This window comes from Streptomyces sp. NPDC048297 (genome assembly GCF_043201585.1).
Lineage (GTDB): Bacteria > Actinomycetota > Actinomycetes > Streptomycetales > Streptomycetaceae > Streptomyces.
In genome coordinates, this window is record NZ_JBICZA010000002.1 from 65,168 (window position 1) to 90,652 (window position 25,485).

18 protein-coding genes and 1 pseudogene are annotated in these 25,485 nt (G+C 72.9%); 9 read left to right on the plus strand and 10 right to left on the minus strand.

Annotated features, from left to right (window positions below):
• Nucleotides 1-58: 58 nt before the first annotated feature.
• Nucleotides 59-330 (minus strand): annotated as a pseudogene (locus ACGFYV_RS02345) (SDR family NAD(P)-dependent oxidoreductase); the annotation flags it as partial.
• Nucleotides 331-523: 193 nt separating this feature from the next.
• Here ACGFYV_RS02345 and ACGFYV_RS02350 point away from each other — a divergent pair.
• From ACGFYV_RS02350 to ACGFYV_RS02365, 4 genes are all read left to right on the plus strand, one after another.
• Nucleotides 524-901 (plus strand): hypothetical protein, encoded by a 378-nt coding sequence (locus ACGFYV_RS02350; protein WP_393876445.1) that lies wholly within the window; start codon nt 524-526, stop codon nt 899-901.
• Between the two features lie 171 nt (nt 902-1,072).
• Complete coding sequence (locus ACGFYV_RS02355; RefSeq protein ID WP_393876446.1) at nt 1,073-2,242, plus strand: PLP-dependent cysteine synthase family protein; 1,170 nt, start codon at nt 1,073-1,075, stop codon at nt 2,240-2,242.
• A complete protein-coding gene (locus ACGFYV_RS02360) occupies nt 2,239-3,489 on the plus strand; it encodes an MFS transporter (RefSeq protein ID WP_393876447.1) in 1,251 nt (416 codons plus the stop codon). Before ACGFYV_RS02355 ends, ACGFYV_RS02360 begins: the two co-directional genes overlap by 4 nt.
• A gap of 370 nt (nt 3,490-3,859) precedes the next feature.
• Nucleotides 3,860-6,631 carry an AAA family ATPase gene (locus tag ACGFYV_RS02365; protein WP_393876448.1) on the plus strand — a complete coding sequence of 924 codons (2,772 nt, stop codon included), beginning with the start codon at nt 3,860-3,862 and terminating at the stop codon, nt 6,629-6,631.
• A gap of 75 nt (nt 6,632-6,706) precedes the next feature.
• Here ACGFYV_RS02365 and ACGFYV_RS02370 read toward each other — a convergent pair whose 3' ends face one another.
• From ACGFYV_RS02370 to ACGFYV_RS02380, 3 genes are all read right to left on the minus strand, one after another.
• On the minus strand, nt 6,707-7,549 hold the full coding sequence (locus tag ACGFYV_RS02370; protein WP_393876449.1) for an alpha/beta hydrolase: 843 nt from the start codon (nt 7,547-7,549) through the stop codon (nt 6,707-6,709).
• A 62-nt stretch (nt 7,550-7,611) separates the two neighbouring features.
• Entirely contained in the window at nt 7,612-8,454 is an 843-nt protein-coding gene (locus ACGFYV_RS02375) for an alpha/beta fold hydrolase (RefSeq protein ID WP_393876450.1), read from the minus strand.
• A 115-nt stretch (nt 8,455-8,569) separates the two neighbouring features.
• Complete coding sequence (locus ACGFYV_RS02380; protein WP_393876451.1) at nt 8,570-9,553, minus strand: alpha/beta hydrolase; 984 nt, start codon at nt 9,551-9,553, stop codon at nt 8,570-8,572.
• Nucleotides 9,554-9,823: 270 nt separating this feature from the next.
• Here ACGFYV_RS02380 and ACGFYV_RS02385 point away from each other — a divergent pair, with 270 nt between their 5' ends.
• Entirely contained in the window at nt 9,824-10,867 is a 1,044-nt protein-coding gene (locus tag ACGFYV_RS02385; RefSeq protein WP_393876452.1) for a helix-turn-helix domain-containing protein, read from the plus strand.
• On the opposite strand, the gene ACGFYV_RS02390 is transcribed toward ACGFYV_RS02385, so the two are convergent.
• The 4 genes from ACGFYV_RS02390 to ACGFYV_RS02405 all read right to left on the minus strand — a co-directional run bounded on the left by ACGFYV_RS02390 (nt 10,804) and on the right by ACGFYV_RS02405 (nt 17,459).
• Entirely contained in the window at nt 10,804-11,829 is a 1,026-nt protein-coding gene (locus ACGFYV_RS02390; RefSeq protein WP_393876453.1) for a helix-turn-helix domain-containing protein, read from the minus strand. The two genes, ACGFYV_RS02385 and ACGFYV_RS02390, sit on opposite strands and share 64 nt — an antisense overlap.
• The gene (locus ACGFYV_RS02395) at nt 11,826-14,654 is read right to left on the minus strand and encodes an AAA family ATPase (RefSeq protein ID WP_393876454.1); all 2,829 of its coding nucleotides are present in this window, start codon (nt 14,652-14,654) and stop codon (nt 11,826-11,828) included. The genes ACGFYV_RS02390 and ACGFYV_RS02395 overlap by 4 nt, the downstream gene beginning before the upstream one ends.
• Before the next feature lie 135 nt (nt 14,655-14,789).
• Nucleotides 14,790-15,779 carry a helix-turn-helix domain-containing protein gene (locus tag ACGFYV_RS02400; RefSeq protein ID WP_393876455.1) on the minus strand — a complete coding sequence of 330 codons (990 nt, stop codon included), beginning with the start codon at nt 15,777-15,779 and terminating at the stop codon, nt 14,790-14,792.
• Between the two features lie 186 nt (nt 15,780-15,965).
• A complete protein-coding gene (locus ACGFYV_RS02405; protein WP_393876456.1) occupies nt 15,966-17,459 on the minus strand; it encodes a long-chain fatty acid--CoA ligase in 1,494 nt (497 codons plus the stop codon).
• Between the two features lie 155 nt (nt 17,460-17,614).
• On the opposite strand from ACGFYV_RS02405, the gene ACGFYV_RS02410 reads away from it, so the two are divergent.
• Complete coding sequence (locus ACGFYV_RS02410; RefSeq protein ID WP_393876457.1) at nt 17,615-18,787, plus strand: PucR family transcriptional regulator; 1,173 nt, start codon at nt 17,615-17,617, stop codon at nt 18,785-18,787.
• Nucleotides 18,788-19,059: 272 nt separating this feature from the next.
• Nucleotides 19,060-20,292, plus strand: coding sequence for an MFS transporter (locus tag ACGFYV_RS02415; protein ID WP_393876458.1), 1,233 nt, complete (start codon nt 19,060-19,062; stop codon nt 20,290-20,292).
• Between the two features lie 271 nt (nt 20,293-20,563).
• Here the strand turns inward: ACGFYV_RS02415 and ACGFYV_RS02420 are convergent, their stop codons facing one another.
• Both ACGFYV_RS02420 and ACGFYV_RS02425 read right to left on the minus strand, forming a co-directional pair.
• Nucleotides 20,564-21,169 carry a CE1759 family FMN reductase gene (locus ACGFYV_RS02420; protein WP_393876459.1) on the minus strand — a complete coding sequence of 202 codons (606 nt, stop codon included), beginning with the start codon at nt 21,167-21,169 and terminating at the stop codon, nt 20,564-20,566.
• Complete coding sequence (locus ACGFYV_RS02425) at nt 21,166-22,293, minus strand: LLM class flavin-dependent oxidoreductase (RefSeq protein ID WP_393876730.1); 1,128 nt, start codon at nt 22,291-22,293, stop codon at nt 21,166-21,168. Before ACGFYV_RS02425 ends, ACGFYV_RS02420 begins: the two co-directional genes overlap by 4 nt.
• Before the next feature lie 440 nt (nt 22,294-22,733).
• Here ACGFYV_RS02425 and ACGFYV_RS02430 point away from each other — a divergent pair, with 440 nt between their 5' ends.
• Both ACGFYV_RS02430 and ACGFYV_RS02435 read left to right on the plus strand, forming a co-directional pair.
• On the plus strand, nt 22,734-23,702 hold the full coding sequence (locus tag ACGFYV_RS02430) for a DUF5996 family protein (protein ID WP_393876460.1): 969 nt from the start codon (nt 22,734-22,736) through the stop codon (nt 23,700-23,702).
• Nucleotides 23,703-24,357: 655 nt separating this feature from the next.
• On the plus strand, nt 24,358-25,467 hold the full coding sequence (locus tag ACGFYV_RS02435) for a BTAD domain-containing putative transcriptional regulator (protein WP_393876461.1): 1,110 nt from the start codon (nt 24,358-24,360) through the stop codon (nt 25,465-25,467).
• Nucleotides 25,468-25,485 lie beyond the last annotated feature (18 nt).

Consider the following 25,485-nt stretch of genomic DNA (forward strand, 5'->3'; position numbering starts at 1 on the left):
GTGATCACCGGGTTCCGCGGGACTGCCGGGCGTGGGACTGCCGGCCGTGACACTGTCGGCCGAGGTTGTTGACGAGGATGTCCACCTGCGGCAGCGCCCTCAGCACCCGCGCCGCGCCCTCCTCGCTCGACACGTCCGCGGCGACCGGTACCAGGTCGGCGCCGGGCGCCTGTTCGGCCAGCAGGCGGACGCTCTCGGCCACTCTCCGCTCGTCGCGCCCGTTGACCGCCACGCGGGCACCGGCGCGGGCGAGCCCGTGGCGATGGCCGCGCCGATTCCCTGGGTCGAACCGGTCACCAGGGCGGTGCGTCCCGTCAGATCGATGTGCATGGGCAAGAACGTTCCCTTCACGTGCGTGCGCATCCGCACGGTCCACTCGTCCGGGCTACACGGGCAGGGCCTGTCTTCCGCCGTCACCGCAGGACCCGCGCGCCGACCGCGGGCGAATGCGTCACCGCACGCATTCGCTTGATTACCCTTTGCGCCCATGAGGGTCGGCCCGGTTCACCGCGACGGCCGCACCGTGTCACGTACCGGTGCGGCGATCCTGGTGCTCCTCGCCGCCCTCTTGCATCTCCTGGCCTGCGCCCACGGCCCGGCACCGGTGTCCGGGGCCGGCTTCGGCACTCTGCCGACCGGCCCCGCGGCCGTGGCCGTCGTCACCGCGGACGCCGGTTCCGGGCACGACCCCGAGCAGCACTGCTGCCACGCGGAAGAGCCGACGGTCCAGGCACCGCGTGACGCGGACCTGGTGCTGCCGTCGGCGCACCTGGCCGCGTCCGGCGACGGTGCCGCAAAGGGCTTCGTACCCGCGCCGGGACCCGGACGCTCACCGGCTCCTGCGGCCCGGGGCCGGTCCGTCGGCCGGTCCTTGGCCCTGCTGGGCGTGTGGCGGACCTGATCGCCGCTCGGCCGCGCCCCTCGGTTCTCCCCAAGCGGGTCCCCCCGGGCCGGTTCTCGCCGTGCCGGTTCTCCCCCGGCGGGTTCTCCCCCGGCGCGGCAACCGGTCGTCACCGCCTTCCTAGCCCACGGCCGGCAGCCGTCCGCTGACCGGTCGCAGGAGAAGCACGCCATGAAGAACGCCATGAAACACCCCTCCGCCCTCCCTCTTTCCGTCACCCCCGACCTTTCCGTCACCCCCGACGCGCCGCCGAACGGCGTCCGGCGGCCGATGCGTACGCCGGCCGGGCTGGTCGGCGACACCCCCGTCCTCTGGATCGGGGAACCCTTCGCGGCCACCGGGCGCGGCTTCTGGGCCAAGCTCGAAGGGCACAACCCCGGCGGTCTCAAGGACCGCGCGGCCCTGCACATGGTGCACGCGGCGCGTGCGCGTGGGCAGTTGCGGCCCGGCGCCCGGATCGTCGAGTCCAGTTCGGGGACGCTCGGCCTCGGTCTGGCCCTGGCCGGGGCCGCGTTCGGTCATCCTGTGACCGTCGTCACCGACCCGGGCATGGAGCCGTTGATGAGCGGCCTGCTGAGCGCCCATGGCGCCGAGGTCGACACGGTCCCCGCGCCGCACCCGGCCGGCGGCTGGCAGCAGGCCCGACGGCAGCGCGTGCGAGAACTCCTCGCCGCGCACCCCGGCGCCTGGCACCCGGACCAGTACGACAACCCCGACAACATCGCCGCGTACGCCCCGCTCGCCCGTGAGCTGGCCTCTCAACTCGACCGGGTCGACGTCCTCGTGGTCTCCGTCGGCACTGGAGGTCACTCCGCCGGTATCGCCTCCGTCCTGCGCGAACGCTGTCCCCGTCTGCGGGTCGTCGGGGTCGACGCGACCGGCTCGACCATCTTCGGCCAGCCGGCCGCGCCCCGTCTGATGCGCGGACTGGGCAGCAGCATCCACCCCCGCAACGTCGCCTACGACCTCTTCGACGAGGTCCACTGGGTGGCGCCCGCGGAAGCGGTCTGGGCCGCTCGGCGCCTCGCCCGTGACCACTACGCGACCGGCGGCTGGAGCGTCGGGGCCGTCGCCCTCGTCGGGCGCTGGCTGGCCCGCACCCTGCCCGCCGGCGAACGCATCGTCGCCGTCTTCCCGGACGGGCCCCAGCGCTACGTCGGGACGGTCTACGACGACACGTACTGCCGTACGCACGGCCTGCTGGACCACCCGCCCGCCGACGACCCCGACGAGATCGGCTGTCCCGGCGAGCGGACCGTCACCCGCTGGACGCGCTGCCTCCATGTCACCGACCCGCTCGCCCGCGACATCGCGCCGAGGCCGAGGGGCGCGGCCCGGTGACCGGCCTGTGGCGGCAGACCCGCTCCTTCTCCGGACCCGCACGGCTGCTGATGGCCAACCAGTTCGCCATCAACCTCGCGTTCTACATGCTCATGCCCTACCTCGCCGCGCATCTGTCCCGGGGGCTCGGTCTGGCGGCCTGGGCCGTGGGACTGGTGCTCGGCGTACGCACCTTCTCCCAGCAGGGGATGTTCCTCATCGGCGGCACCCTCGCCGACCGCTTCGGCTACAAGGCCCCGATCATGACGGGCTGCCTGCTGCGCACGGCCGGCTTCGCCCTGCTCGGCTGGGTGGACAACCTGCCCGCGCTGATCGTGGCCTCGGCGGCGACGGGCTTCGCGGGTGCGCTGTTCAACCCGTCCGTCCGCGCCTACCTGGCCGAGGCGGCGGGCGAGCGGCGCGTGGACGCCTTCGCCGTGTTCAACGTCCATTACCAGGCGGGCATGTTGCTCGGACCGCTCGTCGGACTCGCCCTGCTGGCGGCCGACTTCCGGCTGGTGTGCACGACGGCGGCGGCCGTGTTCGCCCTCCTCACCCTGCTCCAGTGGCGCGCGCTGCCGGACCGCCACGGCCGGACGCCGGGCGCGGCGGCGGGCGGTGTGGTCGCGCAGTGGCGGACCGTCGTCGCGAACCGGCCCTTCCTGCTGTTCGCCACGGCGATGATCGGCTCGTACGTGCTCACGTTCCAGGTCTATCTGGCGCTGCCGCTGGCCGCGGCCGACGCGCTCGGTGCGCAGGGCACGGCCGTCACCAGCGGGCTGTTCGTGGTGTCGGCCGCGGTCGCCGTCGTGGGTCAACTGCGGCTGACGGGCTGGGCGAAAAAACGGTGGCGCTCCGAGCAGGCGCTGGTGCGGGGCCTGGCCGCGATGGGGTCGGCGTTCCTGCCGCTGGCGCTCGCTCCTCCCGGGTCGCGCCCCTCGGTGCTGTTCTCCCTGGTGGTCGCGGTGGTGCTGCTGGCGGCGGGGTCCGCGGTGGTCTATCCCTTCGAGATGGACACCATCGTCGCGTTGTCCGGCGACCGCCTGGTCGCCACGCACTACGGCCTGTACAACACCGTCTCGGGGCTGGGCATCACCCTCGGCAACCTCGTCATCGGCGCCCTGTGGGACTTCGCGCTGCGGCACGACGCCGTCTGGCTGACCTGGTCGGTGCTCACGGCGACAGGTCTGGGCTGCGCCGCCTCCGTGGCCGTACTCGCGCAGCGGGGGCGCCTGGCCGTCCGCCGGCCGCAGCCCGTGGCGACGTAGGCCCGCGGCAGTGCTCACTCCTCGCCGAGTGACATCCCGCGCGCCCGGCGCGCTGTAAGGGATGGCCTCCCGACGAGGTCCGCGGCTCCCCCTGTCGCCCTGGTTTCCGGGCGGGGCGCCGCGTGCCGGGGCAGGCAGGTTCACTCCCCCGTCACCTGCCTGCCCCGTGCCCTTCTCCTCTTCGCCACCTTCTCTTTCGCGCGACCGACTAGCTACACCAGCTCCGGGCGCCTCGTGGAGTTGCGCTCGCGCGTATACGGCACGCTGGGGCAAAAAGTCCGCGCCCACAGATCAGAGCCGTCGGCGCGGCTCGCCTACGTTGGCGGCTGAGCCCTGGTGTCTCAGGGCAGGTCAGAGAGGTGGGCCCGCAGTGGACGACACTGATCTCATGGGCCGGCAGGACCTCAGGTCCCTGCTGCGCGACGCGCTCGACCGTGCGCTCGGGGAGGGCCCCGGGGACAGCGTGGGGACGGCTGTCCTCCTGCGCGGCGAAGCCGGCGTCGGCAAGACGGCGTTGCTGGGGTGGATGGCGGCCGAGGCGCGGGGTCGGGGGTGTCTCGTCCTGCGTGTATCGGGGGCGGAGTCCGAGGAGAAGTTGGCCTTCGGGGCGTTGCACCAGGTGTTCGGGCCGCTGCTGCGACAGTTGCCCGACGCTCTGGCACCGCACCAGCGGCAGACTCTGGAGTCGGCCCTCGGACTGCGTGACGCACGGCCGCAGGGCGACTTCCTGATCGGTGCGGCGGCGCTGACCCTGCTGGCCGCGGCGGCGCGGAAGCGGCCTGTGGTGATGCTTCTGGACGATGTGCAGTGGATGGACCCGTCCAGTGCGGCCGTCCTCGGCTTTCTGCACCGGCGGTTGTCCGGGCTGCCGGTGCTGATCGTGAGTGGGGGCAGGCCGCGCGGAGCGGCCACCGACGGATGGACCGCCCGCTGGGTGGACGTGCCGCCGCTGTGCCCCGACGAGGCCGCCGCGCTGCTGCGCCGGCACCATCCCGGGCTGGCGCCGCCGGCACAGCAGCGCGTGCTGGCGCAGGCGGACGGCAACCCGCTGGCCCTGGTCGAGCTTCCGCGCCATCGCATCGGCGATCCGCTCGACGCCACGGCGGCGTGGGAGACGGCCGCCGATCCGGGCCATCGGCTGGAGCGCCTCTTCGACCAGCGGTTCCGGCGGCTCCCGCCCGCCGCCCTGCGGGTGCTCCTGCTGGTCGCGCTGGGCGGTGAGGCCGCCGCGTGGAACGCCACTGTGTGGCTCTGGCGTGAAGCCGGAGCCGGGGGCGCGGCCGGGGACGCGGCCTGGGACGGAACCGAGGGTGTGCTCGACGCGATCGAGTCCAGCGGGCTCGCGCACCTGGATTCCACGGGCAGGCTGTGTTTCCGGCACCCGCTCGTGCGCAGCGCCGTCATCTCCCGTGCCTCACGCGAGGAGCTGCGCCGGGCGCACATCGACCTGGCGAGGTCGCTGGGCCACGACGACCCGCGCCGGCTTCTGCACGAGGCCGCGGCGGCCAGGGCGACGGACGAGGATCTCGCCGTACGGCTGGAGGCCGCGGGCCAGCGCGTCGCGGGGCGCGGTGGTGACGCCGAGGGTGCCGTGCTGCTGGACCGGGCGGCGGCCCTCAGCGGGGACGCCCGGAGCCGGGCCGGGCGGCTGGCCCGTGCCGCGACGATGGCGGCACGCGGCGGGCGGCTGCAGCACGCGGCCCGGCTGGTGGAGGCGGTGCGCGGCCAGCCCGTCCCGCCCGAGGTCGCGCCGCTGGCCGCCTTCGCGCAGGTGTACGTCGACCAGAGCCACCTGGTCGACTTCGAGTCCTCGTTCACCCTGCTCCCCCGGATCCTGAGCGATCTGGAGAGCGCCGGGGAGGACGCCTGCCCCGGACTTGCCGAGCAGGCGTATTTCAAGCTGGTGCTGGCGACGGCGTACACGGACGACCCACGGGGCCGGGTGGCGCTGGAGCGGCACCGGTCCGCGGCGTCGCCGCTGGCCCGGCTGTGCCATCAGGCGTGGGTGGACCCGGCGCGTACGGCGCACGGCGTGGCGGACCGGCTGCACGAGCTGGTCGCGGGCATGGGCGCGCGGGAGGAGGCCGGGGCGGCCTGGCTCGTGCTGTGGACGGCCGCCGCCGTGGACGTGGCGGACGCGAGGCTGTGGCGGCGCTTCGCGGAGCAGCACGCCTACGCCACCCAGGGCACCATCGCGAAGGCCAGGAGCTACCAGCACTACCTGAAGGGGCGCTGGGACCAGGCCGAGGCCTGTCTGCGGGAGGCCGAGGCGGCGGACGAACTCGGTTACCACAGCAACGCGTTGCTCTTCCGGCACTACTACGCCCACTTCCTGGCCGGGCGCGGCGACGAGGAGGGGCTGCGCGCGGTGGACGCGTCGGTCAGACCGGTGGCGAGCCGGGCGGGGATGACGTTCGTCGAGGGCAATCTGGATCGTCTCGCCGGCCTCGTGGCGCTGGCGCACGGCCGGTCCGAGGAGGCGTACCGGCGGCTCGCGGTGCTCACGCCGCCCGGGGTGCTGCCGCGGGGGACGGCGTCGTTCCATCTGGCGCTCTTCGACTTCGTGGAGGCCGCCGTGCAGACGGGGCGGCTCGCCGAGGCGCGGGCGCATATGGCCGCCGCCCGGTCCGCGCGCATGGCGGAGATCTCGCCGCACCACGCGTTGCTGTTCGCCGCGGCGGCTGCCATGGCGGCGCCGGACGAGGAGGCGGACGCCTTGTTCCAGGCGGCGTGCGGGGTGCCGGGGGCCGAGGAGTGGATGTTCCCGATGGCGCGGTTGCGGCTGGCGCACGGGAGCAGGCTGCGTCTGCGGCGTGCGGCTCAGGCCAGGGACGTGCTGCTCACCGCGCTGCACACCTTCCGTTCGCTGGGCGCCGTGCCGTGGGTGGCGCGGGCGGAGCGGGAGTTGCGGGCGGCGGGGACCTCGGCGGGTTTGCCGGCGGGCGGTGCGGAGGTGCTCACGGCGCAGCAGCTGCGTATCGCGCGGCTCGCCGCGGACGGTCTGACGAACAAGGAGATCGGTGAGGTGCTGCGGGTGTCCTCACGGACGGTCTCCGACCACCTGTACCGGATCTACCCGAAGCTCGGGATCACGTCGCGGGCGGCACTCGCGCGGGTGCTGGGCGCGGCCGGACAGAAGTGAACCGGGGCACCGGCGCCCGCACATGGCGGGTTCCGGTGCCCCGGGGCAGGTCGCTGTGCGCGCCTCGTGGCCGTGTCAGCCGGTGAAGCGCTGGACGAACGTGAGGGCGGTGTCGGCGACTTCGCGCCATCCGCTGTCGATGGTGAGGGCGTGGCCCCGGCCCGGCATCTCGTGGATCTCGGTCACCGCGTGCTCGTTGCGCTCCTGCTTCTTGAAGGAGGCGTTGGCGATCGCCCAGGGCACGGTGTGGTCCTTCTCGCCCGAGATGATCAGGAGGGGACCGCGCTCGGCGGACAGCGTGTCGACCTTCACCTCGCTCCACGGGTTGAAGTTCGCGACCGCGGCCTGGAACAGCGGCTCTCCCGGCGCCGGCACGGCGAACTGCTCGTACAGCTCCTTGGCCTCCTCCTCGCTGACCGCGTTGGCGAAGGAGTAGCGGAACTGCTCGTAGGTGAGCGGGACGGCCCGGTTGAAGTTGGCGGGGTTGCCCAGCACCGGCCTGGCGGCGCGGAGCGAGGAGATCGGCAGCGGCAGCACGCCCTGGAAGGGGGCGGGGTCGATGGCGACGGAGGCGGTGGACAGACCACGGCCGGCGAGCATCTGGGTGATCAGGCCTCCGAAGGAGTGCCCGATGACGATCGGCTTGCGCTTGAGCCGCCCGATGATGTCGGCGAAGTGGTCCGCCACCTGACCCACGCTCTTGCCCGCGAACACCTCGGGGTGGGCGTTGGCCTCGGCGACGGTCTCCGGGTCGTCCGGCCAGCCGGGCGTGAGGGAGGCGAATCCCGCCTCGTCGAAGACCGACGCCCACCGGTCCCAGCTGCTGGGCAGCAGCCACAGACCGTGGACGAACACGACGGGGGTGCGGTCGTCCGCGTTGATGCGGGCGATGTTCTCGAGTTCTGCTTCAGTTGCCATGACGAAGTCCTTGTCGGCAGGGGCGGGGTGGTTCGGTGACGTAGGGGTGGACGGCCGGCGGTTCAGCGCCCGACGCTGCGGGCGGCGGCCTTGATGAGGTCGCTGACGGCACCGGGGTGGCTGTACAGGGCCAGGTGCGAGCTCGCGACCTCGACCGTGCGGGAACCCGCCCGCTGGGCCTGGAAGCGCTGCAGCTCCGGCGGGATGACCTGGTCGCGGGTCGACACGAGGTTCCAGGACGGGATGGTCCGCCAGGCCGCCGCGGGGGCCGTGTCGGTGAACGACGAGGCGCTCAGGGGCCGCTGGACGGACGCCAGCGTCCGGGCGGTGGCGGCGGGCACGTCCTGCGCGAAGACACCCGGGAAGAGGTCGTCCCTGATGTACAGGTCGAGGCCCTGGGAGCCGTCGGCCGCGGGGGCGGGTATGGCGGTCAGGGCGGGCTGCAGCTGCGAACCGGGGTAACGGGCCGACAGTTCGCCCAGCACCTCGCCCTCGTCGGGGACGAAGGCGGCCACGTACACCAGGGCCTTGACCTGGGGGATCCCGGCCGCCGCCGCGGTGATCACGGCACCGCCGTAGGAGTGTCCGGCGAGGACGACGGGCCCGGTGATCGAGGTGAGGACACTGCGCACGTAGGCGGCGTCCGTCGTGAGGCCCCGCAGCGGGTTGGCCACGGACCGCACCGTGTACCCGGCGCACTGCAGTCGCTCGATGACCGGCGACCAGCTGGAACCGTCGGCGAACGCGCCGTGCACCAGGACGATGGTGGGCTTGGCGGCGCTGTCGCCGGCCGTGGTCGTGTTCGAGGCGGCGTGCGCGGGAATTCCGGTGACGCCTGCGGCGACGACGGCGGCGGCGCCGGCCGCCACCAGTCTGCGGCGGCTCATCGGCCGGGGAGCGCTCATGAGGTGTTCCTCCTGGGGAGAGTCTGTTCGCCTGGACCGTACGGCCGCCGTCACCGCCGTACATGACCGCGCGCGCACGCCGATGTGCCGCGCACGCACGGCCCTGGGGCCCGGGTCAGCCGGGCCAGGGATGGAGCGCCACGTGGAGGGTGTCCATGGCCTGGGTGCGCGCGGCCCTGGAGGTGTCGGTGCCGCGCAGCGCGTCGAAGAGGACGAAGCCGTGGACGGTGCCGTGGTAGCGGACGGACACGACGGAGACCCCGGCGCGGCGCAGCCGGGCCGCGTAGTTCTCGCCCTCGTCGCGGAGCACGTCGGCCTCCGCGGTGATGATGAGCGCACGGGGCAGCCCGGCGAGGTCCGCGTCGGTGGCGCGCAGCGGGGACACGGTGGCCCTGCGCCGGTCCTCGGGGTCGGGCACGTACTGGTCCCAGAAGTGCCGCATGGCCTCCCGGCCGAGGAAGAAGCCCTCGCCGAAGTCCCGGTAGCTCGGGGTGTCCATGGCGGCGTCCGTGACGGGACACAGCAGGACCTGGTGGACGAAGCGCACTCCGCCGCGTTCCTTCGCCAGCAAGGTGAGCGCGGCGGCCAGATTGGCCCCGGCGGCCGCGCCGACGACGGCTATCCGCTCCCCGTCCAGTCGCTGCTCGGCCCCGTGCTCGGCGACCCACCGCGCGACCGTGTACGCCTGTTCGACGGCCACCGGATAGCGCGCCTCGGGAACCCTGTCGTACTCCGGCACGACGACGGCGGCGTCCGCGCCGAGGGCGAAGTCGGCGAGCAGCAGGTCGTGTTCGGACGCGTCGGTGAGCATCCAGCCGAGCCCGTGCAGGAAGAGGACGACGGGCAGGGGTTCACGGGCGCCGGCGGGGCGCAGGATCCGGACCCTGATCCGGCTGTCCCCGTATCCGGGCAGGGCGAGCCACTCCTCGTCGAGGTCCGCGTGCTGTCCGTGCCCCGGGAGCAGGGGCGCGATCCACTTCCGTGCCGGCTCCGGATCCGCGTCCCGGGGCACGACCGGGCACGTGTACCGGTGGACGAACTCTGCGGCCTCCCGCTCCAGTGCGGGCGGCCAGGTCGGTGACGCTTCGTCGGGGCACACGCGATCTCCTGCTGAGTGGGGGTGATCGTGCCCGCGACTCTAGAGGGAAGCGCGCCACCGGGTGCGCGAACGCGCGCACGGCACGATGCGCATCCGTGCACGATGTATGACCGGCTCTGCACAAGCGGCATATTGCGGTTCGGAACCCGTCAGATGACCTAACCGCCCTGGCCTGCGCGGTCACAGAATCGGCGTGCGGGAAGGCGTCGCCTCGGCCCGTCCGCCCCGCCGATTGGCAGCCCGGACCCAGGAGTTGATGTGCGCCCCGTGATGATGACGGCGTCAGTGCCGGACGCGGACAGGAACAGGGTGTGGGAGAACGGCGTGCGGCAGTGGCTGTCCCCACTGCGGGTCGTCCCGCAGCAGCCGGAGGAGCCCTACGACGGGACGATGTGGGCCCGCGACCTCGGGTACGTGCGTGTGCTCTCCGTGGAAGCGGATCCGCTGCGGCTCAGCCGCACCCCGAGACTGGCCGCGTCGGCTCCCGACCCGCGCCTGGCGCTGGCCCTCCAGATCTCCGGTACCGCGGCGTTCCACCAGGACGGCCGCAGCGCCAGTCTGCAGCCGGGTGAGCTGGCGGTGATCGACCTGCGACGCCCCTTCTCGCTGGAGCAGCGAAGACGGTTCCGGATGCACTTGGTCCGGGTGCCCTCCAGGGCGCTCGGCCCGTCCTGGGCGCGCGTCGGACAGGTGACGGGGCGCGCGCTGCGCACCGAGAGCGGGGTGGCGGCGCTCCTGGGCCCGGTTCTGCTCGGGCTGGCGCGCGAGGGTGATCCGGCGCCGGCCCGGGTCGGGGACCGGCTGGCCGGGAACGTCGCCGACCTCCTCGCCACCCTCATCGACGAGCAGGCCATGGGTACCCCCGCGGGGCCGGTCGACGCCCGCGGCGAGCTGATCACGCGGATCCGCAGCCACATCGACGACAACCTGCGCGATCCCGACCTGTCCCCGACGGGGATCGCCGAGGCACACCGTGTCTCGCTGCGCTATCTGCACCTTCTCTTCGAGGCCGAGGACACGACGGTCCGCAAGCTGATCCAGCGGCGTCGTGTCGAGGAGTGCGCCCGCGAACTCGCCCGGCGTCGCAGCGTGGCCCCGACGATCTCGGCCGTCGCGCGCGGCTGGGGATTTCGCAACGCGGCCCACTTCAGCCGCTCGTTCAAGTCGGTGTTCGGCCAGTCGCCCCGCGACTGGCGCGCCGCCGGCGGTCACGGCGCGGGCGGTCACGGCGCAGGTCACAGCGCGGGCGGTCACAGCGCGGCTCCTGGGGCGTTCGGTCCGTCGCCGGACCCGTCCTCGGTCGTACCTGCCTGACCGGCCTGCGGCCCACGCAGGGCGTCGTCGCCCGACGCCGTACGGATGCGGTGCCATTCACTGGGCGACATGCCGTACGCGGCGCGGAAACTGCGGCTGAAGTGCGCGGAGTTGGCGAATCCCCAGCGTCGTGCCACCGCCGCGAAGGAAGGTGCGGGATCGGTGGGGCCGAGGCGGGCCAGCTCGCGCCGGCACTCCTCCAGCCGACGCCGGCGGATCCACCGGCTGAGCGTCGTGCCCTCGTCGGCGAAGACCTTGTGCACGTACCGCACGGAGACGTGGTGCCGGGCGGCGATCAGCTCGGGACTCAGCTCGGGGTCGTCGAGGTTCTCGTTCACGAAGTGCCTGATCCGCCAGAGCATCGCACGCCGTCCACCGCTCTCATCCGGTTCGGCAGCCGGTTGCCCGGCGGCGGACGCGGCCAGGGTGCCGAGCAGGTCGGCGACATGTCCGGCGAGGTCCCGGGCGACCCGTTCGGGGTATGCGGCGGCGGAGTCGGCGATCGTCGTGAGGAACGGCGCCAGGATCCGTGTGACCGAGTCGTCGGTGTGCCCGTGCACGCCCTGCGCGGCGCGCAGTTCGTCCGCGGACGCGCTGACCGCCCGCCGGGGGATCCGGAAGAGGTGGAGCCGGTAGGGGTCCGACTGGCGCAGCTCCCACGGCTCGGCCATGTCCACGAGGAACACGTCGCCGGTCGCGCAGGGCATGCTGCGACGCGGGTCCGTGAGGACGGCCGTGCCCCGGCTCTGGGTGCCGACGGCGACGAACGCCTCGTGGAGCGCCTCATGGTCGGCATCTAAAGCCGGATCATGGCGCAGCAGACTGCCGGCCGCGCCCCGGTACGTGGACACCGTCGCGGCACCGAGGGGTGTCGACGTGGCGTGGGGGGCCGAAGTGGCTCGCGGATCGGCGGAGTCGGCGAGGTTGATCACGCGCTCCGGGCCGCCGCCGGTCGGCGTCATGTCGTCCGTCCAGGGTGCAGGGCGCGGGCGACCCCGGCTCGCGTCGTCACGTTCAGTTTCGGGTAGATCCGGTAGAGGTGGCCCGCGACGGTCCTCGGTGACAGCCCCAGCCGGGCTCCGATGTCCCGGTTGGTGAGCCCGGCGGCCACCAGTTCGGCGATCCGCTGCTCCTGCGGGGTCAGCCGTGCCCCGGATCCGTCCTGTGGGACGCTCGGCCCTGGTTCGTCACAGACCCGCAGCTCCTGGAGTGTCCGCTGCCGCCAGGGTTCGGCCTCCAGCACGGCGAACGCGCGCTGCGCGGACTCCAGTTGGCAGCGTGCCTCGACACGGCGCCCGCGCCGGCGCAGCCAGGCTCCGTGGTGGCGTCGTACCCGTGCCAGTTCGAAGGGCCACGCGCCGGCGTGGGGCGAGGTGTGTACGGACGCGTACGCCGTGTCGGCGTCGTCGCTGGTCATCGCCTCGGCGGCGAGCAGCAGGAAGGTGTGACGGGGCGAGATGCGGTGCATGCCCGCCGCCCGGCCGGCGGTGACGTGGTGGCGGGCCTCGGTGGTGCGGCCGGTGTGCAGGGCCGACTCGACGAGGTCGAGGAAGACCAGGTGGAACTGGCCGGCGGTGGCGGGCAGGACGCCCGGGGGCGTGAGCATGGTGGCGTGTCTGTAGGCGCTCTCGTAGTCGCCGACGGCGAGGGCGGAGGCGGCCTGCAGCGCGTCGAGACGGTGGACGAGGAAGGTGAGTCCACGCGCGACCGCCCAGGGGCGCAGCCTGTCGACGAGTTCCGCCACGGCTTCCCGCTCGCCGCGAGCGGCACTGACGTAGGCCGCGGTGCACGCGTACACGGCCGCGTCGAGATCGCTGCCCCGGGCCCGTGCGAGGGCCTCCGCCGACTTCATGCGCGCGAGGCAGCGGCCCCAGTGACCGCGCAGATTGTCGTCGTGGGCGAGGGCCGCGTCGGCCAGGGCCTGTGTGGCGGTCGGGTACCGGTCGGCCATCCGGTGCCACCGCTGCGCGTGGTCTCCTACGGCGTCGAGGCCCGCGGCCGCCCACAGTTCCACCCGTGCCTCGGCCGTCCGGGCGTCGCCGGGCGCCAGGCGCAGCGCCGCGGCCAGCCGTTCGTGTCCGCCCTTGGCGTGGCGGATCGGGGCGTTCCAGGCGTCGAGGCCCACGCGGTAGATCTCCGGGGTTCCCGCCATGTGACACTCCACCGCCTTCCACGCCTCCGGTTCCGCGGTGAGGCCGGCGGCCAGCATGAGCAGGAACAGCGCCGGGAGGCGCAGTCCGCGCTCCTCGGCCGGCAGGCGGTCGAGGAGTGCGGGCAGCAGGTCGACGGCGGGACCGGGGTCGCCGTCGGCGTGCAGGCGTACGAGGGCCCGGGTGTAGTCGAGGACGTTGCGGCTGTATGCGGGCACTCCGTGCGCGATCGCCTGGTCGAGCAGTCGGGCCGCGAGTGCGATGTGGTGGCCGCGGGCGGCGGCGCGGGCCGCCGTGACGAGACGTGTGCCCCGCTGCTCGGCGCCGCCGCTGAACGCGGCGGCGCGGGCGAGGAGGCAGGCCGCGTCGACGTCGTGGCCGCGCGTCTGCGCCACCCAGGCCGCTGCCACGAGCGCGGCGGCGACCGCCTCGTCGGGGGCGTGGGCGGCCTCGGCACGGTGGGTGACCTGGCGCGGCTCGCCCTGCGGCAGCACGCCGGCCCAGGCCGCGTGGGCGCGGCGGCGTTCGCCGGCCTCCGCCGTCTGGACGAGGCAGGAGGCGATCAGCGGATGCCGGAACCGTACCCGGTGGCGGTCGTCGACGTGGATCAGGCCGTGCTCGCGGGCCGCCCGCAGATGGCTCCCGGCCTCGGTGACGCCCGCCTCGCGGGCGGCGTCGGCGACGTGACGGATCTGATCACCGGCGTCGGCGATGTTCCGGACCTGATCACCGGCGTCGTCGTCCGTGTCCGCGTCGGCATGGGCGCCGGCGTCCGCGTCGGCCAGCGCGCACAGCAGCAGCGTGAACCTCGCCTCGGGGCCGAGTGCCTCGAAGTGCCGTGAGAAGGAACGCTCCAGCCTCTCCCCCAGCGGCAGGTGGTCGGGAAGCGGCAGCCGGCCCTGTCGTTCCGGTTCGCAGAGCTCGGCCGGCAGTTCGACGAGGGCGAGAGGGTTGCCGGCGGCCTCGCGGAGCACGCGCGCGCGTGTCGTGGCGGACAGGCCGGGCCACGACTCGGTCAGGAGCAGCTCCGCGTACTCGTCGGACAGCGGGTCGATGGCGAGGACCTGCGGGCCGGCGAGGTCGATCGCGGTGAGCGCCTCGTCCCCCACCGTGGCCACCAGGAGCAGCGGGGCCGCGCCGGCGCGCCGGCGCAGGAAGCACAGGACCGCCACACTGGCGGCGTCCACCCGGTGCAGGTCATCGATCGCGACGAGCAGCGGGCGGTCCCGGGCCACCTTGTCGAGCAGTTCCATGGTGGCCGCGGTGACCGTGGGGGCGAGCGGCGGCCCGCTCTGCTCGGTCTCCAGCACCCGGCGGAGCACGGCACGCGCCACGGCGGAGATCCTGTGCATGTGGTCGCTCAGGGGCCACAGCAGTTGGTGCAGTGCCGCGTAGGGGATGGCGCTCTCGGCCCGCGCGCCGTTCACCCTGAGGACGCGAAGGCCCCGCCCCTCGGCGAACTGGTGTGCCTGATCCAGCAGCACCGTCTTGCCGGTGCCCGGTTCGCCGCGGAGCCAGAGGGCACCGCCCGCCTCGGCCACGTTCTCGATCGCCGTGCGCAGGAACGCCCACTGGGTGCCACGACCGAGTCGCTCCGCGTCGAGCAGAACGGGCGTCACCGACGTCCCGTGCTCCATGAACCGCCCTCCCCTTTCTGACCGCCGCCCGGACGACGGCGTCGTCCGGCCCCCACCATGCTGAGCGGTCGCGGCGGTGCGTCCGGCGTGCTGACGTGGTCACTGCACGCTTGGGCAAGATTTCCTCGCGAGGGGTCAACTGCCTGAACGGCTCGTGTCGGATGGGGTCTGCCCCAGCCAGGGCACCTCCATGTGCGCGCGCCGCCGCCAGTCCCGCGGGGTGAGCCCGTAGGCCTCGTGGAAGCGGCGGCTGAAGTGGCTGGCGCTGCTGAAGCCGCACTGCGCGGCGACGGCGGCCACCGTGAACCCCTGGTGGGACGGCGCGGCGAGCATCGTGCGGGCCACTTCGAGCCGCTCGCTGATGAGCCACTGCTCCAGGCTGACCCCGGCCCGGCCGAGCACCGTGTAGAGCTGGCGTTTGGAGATGGCGTGGTGTGCGGCGATCCGTTCGGGGGTCAGGTCGCGGTCGGTCAGGTGGTGCCGCAGGTACGACAGGATCCGGGTGACGAGGGTGTCGTCCAGGGCCGCCCGGACCTGCGGTTCTCCCGCGTCGTGGGCGGCCGAGACGAGCAGTGCGCGCACGAGGTCGGTCGTCGCGTTCGCCAGGGCGGTCGCGCCGGGGTCGATCTCGATACGGGCCGGGGCACGCCACAGTTCGCGCAGGTGCGTGAGCACGAGGTCGTACAGCGGGCTGGCCCGGAGCCGGCAGGACGCGGTCAGCACGGTCTCGACCGGCAGGGCGAGGCGTTCCGCGTCGATGATGACGGCCTGGGAGGCGCCCACACCGGACCAGCCGTAGGTCCGCGCGGACACTTCGTGCAGCACGGATATGTCGTCGGCGCGGAAGAGCTGCTGACGCTGTCCGGCCACTTCGACGCGCCCGGTGGACCGGGTCTGCAACGTCACGGAGACGACGGGCCGTTCGCGCAGCTGCCGCAGGTGTTTCTCGGTGCGGCGGACCTGGAACCCGGTGCTGTGCACCTCGAAGAGCTCCAGGGCGCCGACCCGCCACAGTTCGAAACGGGCCCTGACGCCTGCTTCCACGTCCTCGTGGGCGACGTCGTTGGGCACCGAGAAGTCCAGCGCGTGCTGGAAGGCGTCCACACGCTCGTTCGGTGCGAACATATCGAGATCCAACAGCAACACAACAACCCCCTGTCCGAATCCCAGGTGCACATCTTGCACCAGCTTTCCGGGATCCGGGCACCGGCCGGGCATCGAACTCGGCCGGTCAGGAGGGGGGTTGCGTCACCGTGCGCCTGCCGGGCCGTGCCCGCGTGCGGCGTGCGCGGGGGGGGTGCCCGGCGGCGGTCAGTGCACCGGGGCCGAGATCTCCCGCTTGAGGATCTTCCCGCTCGGGCCCAGGGGAAGGGCGTCCATCAGCCAGACGTGGCGCGGGTACTTGTAGGCGGCGACCCGCTCGCGCACGTACTCCTGGAGTTCCCCGGCGCTCACCTCGGCGCCCGGACGCAGGACGACGGCGGCCGCCACCTCCTCGCCGAGCCTCTCGTCGGGGATGCCGAGGACGGCGGCGAGGGCGACGGCGGGGTGCTCGTGCAGGACCTCCTCGATCTCGCGCGGGTAGACGTTGTAGCCGCCGCGGATGACGAGGTCCTTCTTCCGGTCGACGATGTACAGGTAGCCGTCCTCGTCCCGGCGGGCCAGGTCGCCGCTGCGCAGCCAGCCGTCGGGGATGGCGGCGGCGGTCTCCTCCGGGCGGTTCCAGTAGCCCTTCATCACGTTCGGTCCGCGTACCGCGAGCTCACCGACCTCGCCCTCGGCCACGTCCTTGCCGTCGTCGTCGAGCAGGCGCACCTCGACGTCCCGGATCGGGGTGCCGATGGAGCCCGCCTTGCGCGGCCGGTCGGGGTGGTTGAAGGAGACGACGGGGCTGGTCTCGGACATGCCGAAGCCTTCGAGCACCATGCAGCCGAAGCGCGACTCGAACCCGTGCAGGACCTCCACGGGCAGGGACGCGCCGCCGGAGGCGCACATGCGCAGCGTGGACACGTCGGCGTCCTCGGCACCCGGGTGCTGGAGCAGTGCCGCGTACATGGTGGGCACGCCCTCGAAGATGGTGGCGCGCTCGCGGGCGATGGCGTCGAGCACGGTCCGCGGGTCGAAGCGGGGCACCAGGACGAGCGTGGCACCGCCGCGCACGGCGGCGTTCATCGTGCACGTCTGCCCGAAGATGTGGAACAGCGGGAGACAGCCCACGATGACGTCCTCGGACGTCATCCGCAGCACATGGTGCGCGGTGACCTCCGTGTTGTGGCGCAGTCCGGCGTGGGTGAGCGCGGCGCCCTTGGGGTGGCCGGTGGTGCCGGAGGTGTAGAGCAGCACGGCGACATCGTCGTGGGCGACGGGGGCGATCTCCCGGTACGGCTCCAGCCGGGCCAGCTCGGCGGCGAAGGCGGCGGGCTCGACCGGGATGTGCCGCACCCCGGCCGCGGTCGCGCCCTGGGCGCCCCCGCCGGGTGCCTGGTGCCATTCGAAGAGCAGCACCGCCCCGGAGTCCCGCAGGTGGTACTCGGTCTCCCGCTCCTTGAGCAGCGGGTTCATCGGTACGACGATGCCGCCGGCGCGCAGGATGCCGTAGTACAGGACGACGAACTCGGGCGTGTTCGGCAGCATCAGGGCGACCCGGTCACCGGCGCGCAGGCCCTCGGTGCGCAGGAGTGCGGCGGCCTGGGCGCTCAGCCGGTCCAGATCGGCGTAGGTGAAGGTCGCCGGGCCCAGCCGCAGCGCGGCGCTCTCGGGCCGGTCGGCCGCCGCCCGCGCCAGGAAATCCGCCAGGTTGGCCATGATGCCTCCTTGCATGCATGATCGCTGCGCCGGACGCCCCTGCCGACGCTCTCCGCATGTTCACCTCCTGGCCGCGGGGGATCCATGGCCGGGCGAACAGCACACGCGCCCGTGGATTGTTTCCGGGAACAAAGACCACGCCGTACGCTGCGGGAATGAGTCTCTCCGATGTGAGCGCGGCCCTGCGGGTACGGCTGCCGGACCTGGGTGAGCGGATGGCGCGGCGCATCCGCGCCGAGGTCGAGTCCTACGCCGACGAGTCACTGATCCCCTTCGCGTCGCTGGACGAGTCCTGTACGGCCAACGCCGAGCATCTGCTCGGGCGCTTCGCGATCGACGCGGAGCCCGATGTGCGGCCGGCGGAGGAGACCGGCCGGCTGCGGGCCGAACAGGGGGTGCCGCTCGCGGACACGCTGCGCGCCTACCGGATCGGCTTCGAGTACCTGTGGTCGCAGCTGGTCGACGAGGCCCAGCGGCATCCGGAGGTGACGGACGCCCACCTGGTGGCGGGGTCCTCGGAGATCTGGGCGCAGTTCGGCCGCTACGCGGAGGCCGTCGCCGCCGCCTACCGCGAGGCCAGCGCCGAGCTGGCCCTGCAGCGTGAGGTGCGGCGCTCGGCCCTGGTGGAGGCGCTGTTCACGGGCGCCCTCGCGGACCGGACGACACTGTGGGAGACGGCACGCCAGCTCGGCCTGCCGGAGCGGGGCCCGTACGCGGTCGTGGCCGCCTCCGTACCGGATCCGGGAAGCGAGCCGCTGCCCGGCATCGAGGCGGACCTGCGCCGTACGGGTGTCCCGTCGGCCTGGCGGCTGCTGCCCGACCAGCAGATCGGGCTGCTCGCGCTGACCCGTCCCGACGCCGAGACGGTGAGCCAGCGGGCGCTGCTGCCCCATCGGGCCCGGGTGGGCGTCAGCCCCCGCTTCGAGTCGCTGCGCGACACACCGCAGGCGCTGCGCTTCGCCCGGCTGGCGCTGAGCGGGCTGCCGGGCGACGGTCCCGGCGTGGCGCTCTTCGACGACAGCCCCCTGGCCATGCTGGTCGCCGCCGCCCCCACCGAGGCGGCTCGCCTGGTCGAGGTCGTGCTGGGCCCGGTCCTTCAACTCCCGGCGCCCGAGCGGGCCCGGCTGCTGCAGACGCTCGGGCACTGGTTCACCGCGAAGGGCGTCGCCGCCGACGCGGCCCGCCAGCTGTACATCCACCCGAACACCGTCCGCTACCGGCTGCGCCGGATCGAGGAACTGACGGAACGCTCCCTGACCGACCCCACCGCCGTCGCGGACCTCGGCACGGCGCTGCACGCGTTGCGGCTGGGCAGGAAACGGTCGTAGATTCGCAGAGCGGATTCACGGCGCCGGATCCGCAGCGCTGGATTCACGGCGCCGGATCCGCAGCGCTGAGCTCACATCCACAGATTCACAGCCACAGGTTCTCAACGGCCAACCACACATCGAGACTTCTGCCCGGTGACGGAGTCGGTGCGGAGCGCGTGTCCCCTCTCCGCGCCAGCACTGGACGGTTCCAGGCGGCAACCACAGGTCGGTACGTCCGGGCACCGACGACCGAGGTGGCCCGCCCCGCCGGGCGGCGAAATGGACTCGCCGTGCCCTCGGCGAACTACCGTGCCCTGCTGCGTACTCCGGGCGCGGCGGCCTTCTTCCTTCCGGCGTCGCTCGGACGCGTCGGCATCGCGATGACCGGCCTCGGCATCGTCTGGCTCGTGCACAGCCGGACCGGCACCTTCGCCGCGGCCGGCCTGGTCACCGGCGCGTTCGCGGTGACCGAGGCGCTGGTGGCGCCACAACTGGCCCGGCTCGTGGACCGGTTCGGGCAGACCCGCGTCCTGCCGCCCTCCCTGCTGGCCCACGCCGTCGCGGTCGCCGTCCTGCTGTCCCTGACCGCCACCGACGCCCCCGATCCGCTGCTCGCCCTGGGCGGTGCGCTGGTCGGGGCGAGCGTTCCCCAGCTCGGTGCGATGTCCGCGGCGCGCTGGGCGGGGCTGCTGCGCACTGGCCGGTCAGCGGAACTGCCCACCGCGTTCGCGCTGGAGTCCCTCGGCAACGCGGTGGGCTACCTCGTGGGCCCGGCGTCGGTCAGCGCACTGGCCGCGGCCGGACATCCCGTGGCCGGCACGGTGCTGGCCGCTTCCTTGACGGTGACCGGCGGTCTGCTCCTCGCGGCGCAGCGCGGCAGCGCGCCGCCGCCGGCGGTCACGGGCTCCCTGCACGTCCGTGCGGACCGGTTGTTGCTGCGCGGTGACGTCCTCGTGCTGATGGGCCTCAATCTCGCCCTCGGCGTCTTCTTCGGAGCGATGCAGGTGTCGGTGACCGCGTTCGTGGTGGAACACGGCGCACCCGATGCCGGGGGCCCGGTCTTCGCCGTCTCCAACTGCGGCGGCCTGCTGGCCGGATGGCTGTACGGGCTGCGCCGGTGGCGGACCGCACCCCCAGTGCAACTGTTGACGGCGACCAGTGCGCTGACGCTCGGCACGCTGCTGCTCTTCGAGGTCGGTTCCCCCCTCGGGCTCGGACTGGTCGTCATCCTGACCGGCGTCACGATCCCGCCCCTCCTGGTGCTCCTCTCCGTCCTCACCGAGTCGACCGTCCACCGGGCCGTCCTGACCCAGACGTTCTCCTGGCTCGGCTCGGCGAGCGCGGCAGGCTCAGCGGCGGCAACGGCGCTCTCCGGCTGGGCGATCGACTCCCTCGGCCCACACGGCGGCTTCACCGTCACCACCACGGCAGCCGCAGCAATGACCCTCCAGAGCCTCGCCGGCCTCCGTGTGCTGCGCACACCAAAGGGACGGTCGAACCGGACGGAACCCACGCGAAATTGACGCCTGGCCGGCAACGCCCCAAAGGGGCGCGGGGAACTGCGCGACCAACCACGACGAACCCGCAGGCATCGCACTGGCCACCCAGCGGAGCGCCAACGTGTCGCCGAACAGCCGGAAACGCGGCCCACAAACGCACACCAAACGGCACGTGAACCAGACCGATCCCACACGCAATTGACGCCTGACAGGCAACACCCCCAAGGGGCGCGAGGAACTGCGCGAACAGCCACGACGGACCCGCAGACATTGCACCTGCCGCCCAGCGGAGCGATTACGTGTCGCTGAGCAGCCGCTGCATCGTCGCCAAGTCATCCTCGCCCACCTCGTGCCGGGTGCGTGGGCCGCAGGCGCGCAGGAGGCGGGCGAAGTCGGCAGCGGCGGAGTTGATGCGTTCTGCGAGGGCCGAGCCGGTCCGGGTGCCGAAGTCGCTGGTCGCGGCGTAGACGGGCCGTGGGGAGACGATCGCGTGCAGGTAGGAAAACATCGGTCGCAGTGCGTGTTCCAGGACGAGGGAGTGGCGTTCGGTCCCGCCGGTCGCGCCGATGAGGACGGGCATGTCGGCGAGGGTCTGTTCCGGCAGGACGTCGAAGAACGACTTGAACAGTCCACTGAAGGAGGCGTTGAAGGCGGGGGTGACGGCGATGACGCCGTCCGCGCTCGCGACCTCCTCGAACGCCTTCTCCAGTGCCTCCCCGGTGAACCCGGTCAGCATCGTGTCCATGATGGGGTGGGCCAGTGGGCGCAGTTCCACGACGGACGGGACGGCCGGATCGCCGAGTTGGTCGAATTCCCGGGTCACGGCCGCTGCCAGCCGGTCGGCGAGGAGGCGTGTCGAGGACGGCTCGCGCAGGCCGCCGCTGATGATGGTGAGTTTCATCGTTCTCCCGGATCCTCTTCGTTCTCGCCCGTGGAGTCCGCCTTCGCGTGCTCCGTCCGGGCGCGCAGCAGCGACTGGTGGGTCGGCGCCGCCGGGACGTCGGCCGGCCTGCCGACGGCGAACTCCCTGCGGAGCACCGGTACGACCTCCTCGCCGAGCAGGTCGAGTTGTTCCAGTACGGTCTTGACCGGGAGCCCCGCGTGGTCCATCAGGAACAGCTGCCGCTGGTAGTCACCGGCGTAGGCGCGGAAGTTCAGGGTCTTCTCGATGACCTGGGCCGGTGATCCGACGGTCAGCGGGGTCAGTTCGGTGAACTCCTCCAGCGAGGGGCCGTGTCCGTAGACCGGGGCGTTGTCGAAGTAGGGGCGGAACTCGTCCACGGCGTCCTGGCTGTTGGGCCGGATGAACACCTGTCCGCCCAGGCCCACGACGGCCTGTTCCGGCGTGCCGTGGCCGTAGTGCGCGAACCTGCGGCGGTACAGCTGCACCATCCGCTGTGTGTGGGTGGCGGGCCAGAAGATGTGGTTGGCGAAGAACCCGTCCCCGAAGTAGGCCGCCAGTTCGGCCACTTCGGGTGTACGGATGGAGGCGTGCCACACGTAGGGTGGGATGTCGTCCAGGGGGCGCGGCGCGAGGGTGAAACCCTGCAGCGCGGAACGGAACTTGCCCTCCCAGTCCACCGTCTCCTCGCGCCACAGGCGGCGCAGCAGGTCGTAGTGCTCGACGGTCAGCGGGATCGCCTCGCGGATGTCCTGTCCGAACCACGGATAGACGGGGCCGGTGTTCCCACGCCCGAGCATGACGTCGCTGCGCCCGCCGGACAGGTGCTGCAGCACGCTGAAGTCCTCGGCGATCTTGACCGGGTCGTTGGTCGTGATCAGGGTGGTCGAGGTCGACAGGATGATCCGCCGGGTCTGCGCGGCGATGTAGGCGAGCAGGGTGGTCGGCGAGGACGGCACGAAGGGCGGGTTGTGGTGCTCACCGGTGGCGAAGACGTCAAGGCCGACCTCCTCGGCCTTGCGCGCGATGGCCACGGTGTCGCGGATACGCTCCGCCTCGGTGGGTGTACGCCCCGTGGTGGGATCGGTGGTGACGTCACCGACGGTGAAGATGCCGAACTGCATCCCGGACATCCCAGACATACCGGACCCGCCGCCGGGTCCGTCCGTGCCGGTGGTTTCGGGCGACGCCATGCTGAGCCCCTTCCGCCCGGGGGGAGTTCGCGCCGGCGGGCACCCTGAGGCACGGGCCGCCGTACCGCTTCGAAGGCTTCGTACCGCCCCGTACCGCCTCGTACCGCTCCGTACCTCTTCGCGGGACACGCCCCAGCCGCTGATACGGATTCTCACCAGGTACCGGCACCGCTCGCGGCGCCTTCGCACCATCGTTCCACGGGCGCCGCGATCCGGCAGAACATGCCCTCCCACGGGCCCCGGGCGAGAATGAGGAGGCGGTCGCACGTCGCGGCCGAGGCCGATCCGTCGCCGCCCGGTCTCCGGGACGAGGCGCGGGCCTCCCGCTCACGCCGCTGCGGCCGGTCCCTCGACACACTGGGAGGCTTTCCGTGAGCGAACGTCTGGACGTGTGGCCGGCACTGGTCCACGACGACCTGGCTCCCATGGTCGACTACGTGAACCGCGTGGTACAGGTCGCGGGCAAGTACACCCTCGACGCACCCTTCGAGGCGGGGTGGGGAAACATCGTCCTGGAGGTGACGCCCCGAGGGCTGAGCACGCCCACGTTCCGGCAGCGGGGCACGGCCTTCCGGGTGCACTACCGCCTGCTCGACGGCGACGTCGTCATCGAGACCGACAGCGAGACGCGGACGCTGCCCCTGACCGGGCAGTCGGTCGCCTCGTTCTTCTCGGCGTTCTGCGCGGCGGTGTCCGACCTCGGCATCCGCCGCCCGCGCACCTCGCTGATCTGCGAGATCCCGGGCGCCCCGGCGACCTTCGAGGACGACCGGGCCGTCCGCACGTGGGACGCCCCGGCGGCCCGGCTGATGTGGGAGGCGATGAGCCGCGCCGCCGACGGGCTCGAAGCGTGGCAGGCACCCTTCCTCGGACACCGGCCCCGGGTCGGGGTGATGTGGGGCGGGTTCGACCTGTCCGCCACCCGGCACCGGGCACTGCACACCGCGCCGCCGCCGCACGGCCCGCCGTTCATGCAGAACGCCCAGCTCAACGCGTATGTCTCGGTGGGGTTCTCCTTCGACAACACGAAGATGAACAACGCCCCGGTGCCCCCCATCGGCATGTACGCGTACATCTGGCCCCAGCCGGAGGGCCTGGAGGGCCGGTCGTACGGTGTCGAGGGTGCGGACTGGTATCCGCAGGCCGGTCTGATGCTGCTGCCGTGGGACTCGCTGAGGCGGCTGCCGGACCCGCGGCAGGCCATCGTGAAGTTCGGCGACGCCGTGTACCAGGCCGCCGTCGAGACGGCGGGCTGGCCGGCCGACGTGTTCGTGCCCCGGGCCGACGGGTGGTACGTGAGCAGGACCCCGGCCTCCGCCCTCGAGCAACAGGAGGCCTGACCCCGGGGACAGGAGGTCCGGTCTCAGGGACAGGAGGTCCGGCCCCAGGGACAGGAGGTCCGGTCTCAGGAACTGGAGGTCTGATCTCAGGAACAGCACGCCTGGTCCGGAACCGGAACGGACCGAGATTCTTCGCGGGCGCAATCATTGCGCCCGCACCCATGGCCGCGTCAGCGAGCCGCCCGCCCGCTCGTCGGCCGCGCCAGGCCTCTCAAACCCTCAGACCTCTCAAACCCTCAGGCCCCTCAAACCCCTCAGGCCCCCAGCCCTCTCAGTCCTCGATCTCGTCCCTCCGGCGTTTGCGCCGGCTGATGACGTACAGAGCGAGGGGCCCGGTGATCATCGAGACGACCGGGACCAGGGCCCACCACGCCATGGATCCTCCACTGAGTGTGCTGGTGCGGGACATGCCGACGTACTTCACCGGGAGCGTAGGGCCCCGGCGTCCCGCGCGCCAACACCGCACCCTCGCCGGGCTCCGGTGATCCAACACGTAACTCGTTGTTTCACGCCAACCTCTGGACGCCACGGCCCGATCGAATCTAAGTTCCCCTCTCGGTAGCGGACATGTGCACACGCCACACACACGGCGTGCACAACACCGTTGCTGGGTACGGCAGTTGATGCACCACCTCGTGCGACACCCCACCGTGCGATGCGAAAGGCTGTGGTGAAGACCGGTGCTCCCGCGCCCGACGGCGCCCTCCCCGAGACGTTACCCGTCGCAGCAGCCGCCGGCCGCCCCCGGTTCCTGGTTCTCGGCCTGCTCGCCATCACCGACGGCAGCGAGACCGTGGTGCTGCAGCCCTCACGACCCACCTCCCTGCTCGCCGCCCTGCTGCTCCACCCCGGCGCCGTCGTCTCCGCCGACCTGCTCCAGCGCGTGGTCTGGGGCAACCGGCCCCCGGCGGGCGGGCGTTCGGCGCTGCACACCTGCGTCCTGCGGTTGCGCAGGCTCTTCTCGAAGTACGGCGTCGCCGACCGGGCGATCGAGGCCGTACCCGGGGGCTACCGGCTGCACGCCGACGCCGACACCCTCGACCTGCTCCAGTTCCGCGGCCTGCTCACCCGCGCGGGCGCCAGCGACGACCCCGAGTCCGCGCTCCACCTGGGCCGGGCCGCTCTGCGGCTGTGGAAGGGCCCGCTGCTCGGCAACGTCCACTCCGACGAACTGCACCGCGACCACGTCCCGCGCCTTGCCGAGGAACGGCTCCTCGCCGTCGAGCGGGTCTTCCACGGCGAACTGCGCCTGGGCCGGCACCGCGAGATGATCGCCGAGGCCCGTGAGGCGGTGCACGCCGACCCCGGGCACGAAGGGCTCTCGGCCCTGCTCATCGAGGCGTTGTACCGCTCCGGGCGGCGCGCCGAGGCGCTCGCCGAGTACCGCAGGATCCACGCCCACCTCACGACCGAACTCGGTGTCGAGCCCGGCCCCGCGTTGCGCGACCTCCAACTCGCCGTGCTGCGCGGCGAACCGCCCGGCGGTGCGGCCGCACTGCCCGGCGGTACGGCCGCACTGCCCCGCGGCGGCATCCCGCCGCCCGCGATCCCCGAGCAGCAGAACGGCCTCGGCAGGGCCTCTCCGCTCGCTCCGGGCGCGCTGGTCCTGCGCACGCTCGTGGAGGCCGGGCTGCTGGAGGAGGGTCCGTCCGGCCGCTACCGCGTCCACGACCTGCTGCGGCTCTTCGTCCAGGCGGCCGGCACCAGCCTCCCGGCCTCCGCCCCGCACGACCCGACGGACCTCCCCCCGTCGGCCGCCGGCTGACCGTCCCGCTGATTCCCG

Bases quoted from the DNA above. Each gene is read 5' to 3' on its own strand.
- ACGFYV_RS02395 (WP_393876454.1), bottom strand. From the start codon at position 14,654: ATGGAGCACGGGACGTCGGTGACGCCCGTTCTGCTCGACGCGGAGCGA.
- ACGFYV_RS02375 (WP_393876450.1), bottom strand. From the start codon at position 8,454: ATGAGCGCTCCCCGGCCGATGAGCCGCCGCAGACTGGTGGCGGCCGGC.
- ACGFYV_RS02390 (WP_393876453.1), bottom strand. From the start codon at position 11,829: ATGACGCCGACCGGCGGCGGCCCGGAGCGCGTGATCAACCTCGCCGAC.
- ACGFYV_RS02425 (WP_393876730.1), bottom strand. From the start codon at position 22,293: ATGCAGTTCGGCATCTTCACCGTCGGTGACGTCACCACCGATCCCACC.
- ACGFYV_RS02400 (WP_393876455.1), bottom strand. From the start codon at position 15,779: ATGTTCGCACCGAACGAGCGTGTGGACGCCTTCCAGCACGCGCTGGAC.
- ACGFYV_RS02405 (WP_393876456.1), bottom strand. From the start codon at position 17,459: ATGGCCAACCTGGCGGATTTCCTGGCGCGGGCGGCGGCCGACCGGCCC.
- ACGFYV_RS02355 (WP_393876446.1), top strand. From the start codon at position 1,073: ATGAAGAACGCCATGAAACACCCCTCCGCCCTCCCTCTTTCCGTCACC.
- ACGFYV_RS02385 (WP_393876452.1), top strand. From the start codon at position 9,824: ATGATGACGGCGTCAGTGCCGGACGCGGACAGGAACAGGGTGTGGGAG.
- ACGFYV_RS02370 (WP_393876449.1), bottom strand. From the start codon at position 7,549: ATGGCAACTGAAGCAGAACTCGAGAACATCGCCCGCATCAACGCGGAC.
- ACGFYV_RS02420 (WP_393876459.1), bottom strand. From the start codon at position 21,169: ATGAAACTCACCATCATCAGCGGCGGCCTGCGCGAGCCGTCCTCGACA.
- ACGFYV_RS02410 (WP_393876457.1), top strand. From the start codon at position 17,615: ATGAGTCTCTCCGATGTGAGCGCGGCCCTGCGGGTACGGCTGCCGGAC.
- ACGFYV_RS02435 (WP_393876461.1), top strand. From the start codon at position 24,358: ATGCGAAAGGCTGTGGTGAAGACCGGTGCTCCCGCGCCCGACGGCGCC.